Source organism: Paracraurococcus lichenis (assembly GCF_030657435.1).
Classification (GTDB): Bacteria; Pseudomonadota; Alphaproteobacteria; order Acetobacterales; family Acetobacteraceae; genus Paracraurococcus; species Paracraurococcus lichenis.
Window position 1 is genome coordinate 1 of record NZ_JAUTWS010000213.1, and the last position, 3,458, is coordinate 3,458.

4 protein-coding genes are annotated in these 3,458 nt (G+C 68.4%); 2 read left to right on the plus strand and 2 right to left on the minus strand.

Features of this window, described 5'->3' with window-relative positions; genetic code table 11:
- Nucleotides 1-406 (minus strand): transposase (locus Q7A36_RS38865; RefSeq protein ID WP_305109152.1); only part of this gene is annotated, 406 nt, incomplete at its 3' end.
- A gap of 567 nt (nt 407-973) precedes the next feature.
- Here Q7A36_RS38865 and Q7A36_RS38870 point away from each other — a divergent pair.
- On the plus strand, nt 974-2,008 hold the full coding sequence (locus Q7A36_RS38870; RefSeq protein ID WP_305109153.1) for an IS110 family RNA-guided transposase: 1,035 nt from the start codon (nt 974-976) through the stop codon (nt 2,006-2,008).
- A 111-nt stretch (nt 2,009-2,119) separates the two neighbouring features.
- Here the strand turns inward: Q7A36_RS38870 and Q7A36_RS38875 are convergent, their stop codons facing one another.
- Entirely contained in the window at nt 2,120-2,518 is a 399-nt protein-coding gene (locus Q7A36_RS38875; protein WP_370655798.1) for a glutathione S-transferase N-terminal domain-containing protein, read from the minus strand.
- Nucleotides 2,519-3,051: 533 nt separating this feature from the next.
- On the opposite strand from Q7A36_RS38875, the gene Q7A36_RS38880 reads away from it, so the two are divergent.
- Nucleotides 3,052-3,177, plus strand: a complete 126-nt coding sequence (locus Q7A36_RS38880; protein ID WP_305109155.1) for a hypothetical protein — start codon at nt 3,052-3,054, stop codon at nt 3,175-3,177.
- Nucleotides 3,178-3,458 lie beyond the last annotated feature (281 nt).

Below are 3,458 nucleotides of genomic sequence, written 5' to 3' on the forward strand. Positions count from 1 at the left end.
CCGATGGTGCTCCACCCTCGCCGCCTGCCCCATAGTTTCTCATCCAGGCAAACAGCCGCTCCACCACCCAGCGGACCCCGTGCGGCAGGAAGCGCCCCTCCCGCGTGCCGCCGGGCGAGACCGAGACGTGGATGTCGTGCTCCAGCGCCGCCTCGGCAAAGGGCGCGCCCTTGAAGCCACTATCGCCGAGCAGATCCCCCTCGAAGCCCAATGCAGCCAGTCGCGGCAGGGTCGGCAGGATGCCCGCCCGGTCATCCATGTTGGCCGGGTGCAGCTCGAGATCGAGCAGCGAGCCGTGCTTGTCGCAGACCACGAAGAGCTTGATGCCCTTGACCAGCTTGCCGCCATCGAAGCCGCGCGCCCAGGCGCTCGGGGCGGAGCGCAGCGAGCGGCTGTCGACCACCACCGCCGAGGGCAGGACCTCGTCGCCGCAGGCCAGAGCCAGTCGAAGGCGAGGCGCTGCCCCAGCCGGCGCCACAGCCCGAGCCGGGACCAGCGCGCGAAGCAACTGTGCAGGGTGGTGAAGGGAATGCCCGAGAGCAGCCCGGCAATGCGCCACTGCACGCCGCCGAAGGTCAGCATCCAGATCAGGCCGATGACACGCCGCCGCAGGCCAAGGTTCGGCTTGCACCCGCGGCGATGCACCCCGACCCGCTCGTGGTCCATGGCCTCCAGTTCGGCCTCGACGGCGAAGATGAACACCTCGATGTCGGCCAGGATGTTCCAGCCGTCGCCGCGGCTGGGACGGGGGACGGAGCGGGCGGACGGCGGCGGCAGATCAGCGGGGCTCAAAAGGCTGGCGAGGGACATCGGCCCCATATGGCGCGGCGGGACCGGCACACGGCCGATGTGTCGGGGCCGGTATAGAAAATCCGATTATTTCGCGTACATGGGGTAATCGGGGCGGGCCACCTCCCCGATGCCCCGCTGGGTAGGATCAGCTCCGGGGCCAGCATCCTGGGGAGAAGCCGCCATGGAGCAGTATGTCGCGCTCGACGTCTCGCTGAAGGAGATCAGCGTCTGCGTGGTCGACGGCAAGGGAGCCGTTACGTTCGAAGGCAAGGTCGTAGCTGAGCCTGCTGCCTTGATCAGCCTCATCCGCAGCAAGGCACCACAGGCTGCACGCGTGGGCCTTGAGACCGGCGCCACCTCGCCTTGGCTGTACCACGCTCTGAAGAAGGCGGATCTGCCCGCGGTGTTGATGGACGCGCGGCATGCCAATGCCGCGCTCTCGATGCGGCCAACCAAGTCCGACCGCAGCGATGCCCGCGGCCTGGCCGAGATGCTCCGGATGGGGTGGTATCGCGCCGTCACCGCCAAGAGCTTCACCTCGCACGAGCGCCTGGCGTTGCTCGCGGCCCGGCGCCGCCTCGTAGAAATCCGCGTGGACCTGGATGGACAGATCCGCGGCCTGCTCAAGACCTTCGGCCTGATCCTTGGGAAGGGAAATACTGATGCCCTGATCCGCCGTGCCGAGGCCCTGGCGGAAGCGCAGCCTGTGGTCAGCGGCTTGGTGACCAAGCTCGCCGAGGTGCAGCGACATGTGGTGGCCCAGGTTGCCGCGCTGGACCGCGACATCCGCCGCCTCGTACGCAGCGAGCCCGTCCTGAAGCGGTTCATGACCGTGCCGGGCGTCGGACCGATCACCGCCCTGGCCTTCCTCTCCACCATCGACGATCCGGAGCGGTTCAAACACGCCCGCGACGTCGGTCCCTATCTCGGGCTGACGCCGACCCGATACCAATCCGGCGAGATTGACCGGCGCGGGCGCATCTCGAAATGCGGCGACGCCTTCACCCGCACCTGCCTGTACGAAGCCGCCAATGTGCTGCTGACGAAGGTGCAGCGGTTCTCGCCGCTCAAGGCCTGGGGCACCCGCCTGGTGCAGCGGGTCGGCGCCAAGAAGGCGCGCGTCGCGGTCGCCCGCAAGATCGCCGTCATCCTCCGCTGCATCTGGGTGGACGGCACCGAGTTCTGGTGGACGCGCGAGGAGGCCAGGATGGCCTGACCCGCGCGCCACCATCCAGGCTCCGCTCCGGCGGAGAGGCTGTCTCTGTCGGGACGGTGGGTGAAGGCGACCACGCAGAGCCCGTTGGCCGGTCCGGCGGACCCCGCCTGATCAGGCCGCCGCAAACATCGTGGCGCCCCACCCCTGACCTCCATCATGGGGCGGATCACACCGACCCCGGAGAGAACCATGACCCCGGCAGCGGCCAGCCTCTACCTCAGTGCTTGACCTGGAAGCCCCGATTAGAGAACAGACTCTAACGAGGTAGTGGCAGATCGCCGCAGACTCGGTCATGCGTACCGCGCCGTCTTCAAGCAGGGGAATGGTGCCGAGCGGGTTGATGGCTAGGTAGTCCGGCGCGGCAGCGCGCGGTGGGAAGGGCAACATGTGCAGCTCGTAGGGCAGCCCCGTCTCTTCCAACGTCCAGAGCGGACGAAGGAAGCGCGCGTCGGAGCAGTGGTGCAGCACGATCATGAGCGCCTCCCGAAATTGATCCAGGGCACCGCACATATCAGACGGCTCGACGTTGCTTCAAAACTCGATCCTGCGAAATGCCGCACCGGACCGGTTTCGACCCGCCGCCAGCAGGACTGGCGTTCATGTCGAATCCAGCTAGGAACCTGGCCCAAGGAGGACACCAGGCGTAGAACGCCGCGGCGGCGCGACGGACAGGGCCCGCCGCGCAGGGCGCCTTGGGATGGGCTGCACGCTTGCGCGTGGTCCCCCTCCCCGTCCGTCGCGGTAGGAGCCTGCGCCTGTTGCTCCGGACGGCGCCACTAACCGCTGGCTGTCCATGCCGGACCATACACGCCGCGGGACATGCCCGCACTAGCGCCAGGATGGGAGCCGGCTGGATCCGATGCCGTTGGCCGGTCCTCGACAGACCCCCTCCCCTCGGCCACGGCGGCGCGCTACGGCAGAGGCATGCGGGACGCCGGGAAACAGACCGAACGGCCGCAGGTCACCGCCTGCTGTACTGCATCAACACCCACCTCGACGACGAGGGCATCACCGCGCCGTCGGAAATCACGTAGGCGGCCTGTTTGCCACAGGCCGAGGCGGTCCGGTTGCTGACCCGCCGGCAGTGGCGGGAAGGCGACGTCGCCGCTCTGCGCGCCGTCGCCGATCGGCTCGGGCTCGACGTGCCGCTGGAGGGCCTGGGGCTGTAGTGCACCGCGGCGAGCGGGTGTCCTCACGAAATACCTATGTTAAATTGTTGCACGCCTCACAGCGCCATCGCCTGTCATGCTGTCTACTTGGTCCAGGCGATCCGCAGGGCGCCCTATCCTTGCGGCACTGCAGGCGTGCCGCCTGTCCGTGTGGTAAGGGCGTATCCCTCACCCGGCCGACAGCCCGGGCCGACACGTCCAGGGTTTCAGGGCTGCCCAGCGGGATCCCTCGCTGGGCGGCTTTTGCTTGGCCAGCGCGCCGCGGCTCGGCTGCGTCATGC

Bases quoted from the DNA above. Each gene is read 5' to 3' on its own strand.
- Q7A36_RS38875 (WP_370655798.1), bottom strand. From the start codon at position 2,518: ATGTGCGGTGCCCTGGATCAATTTCGGGAGGCGCTCATGATCGTGCTG.
- Q7A36_RS38870 (WP_305109153.1), top strand. From the start codon at position 974: ATGGAGCAGTATGTCGCGCTCGACGTCTCGCTGAAGGAGATCAGCGTC.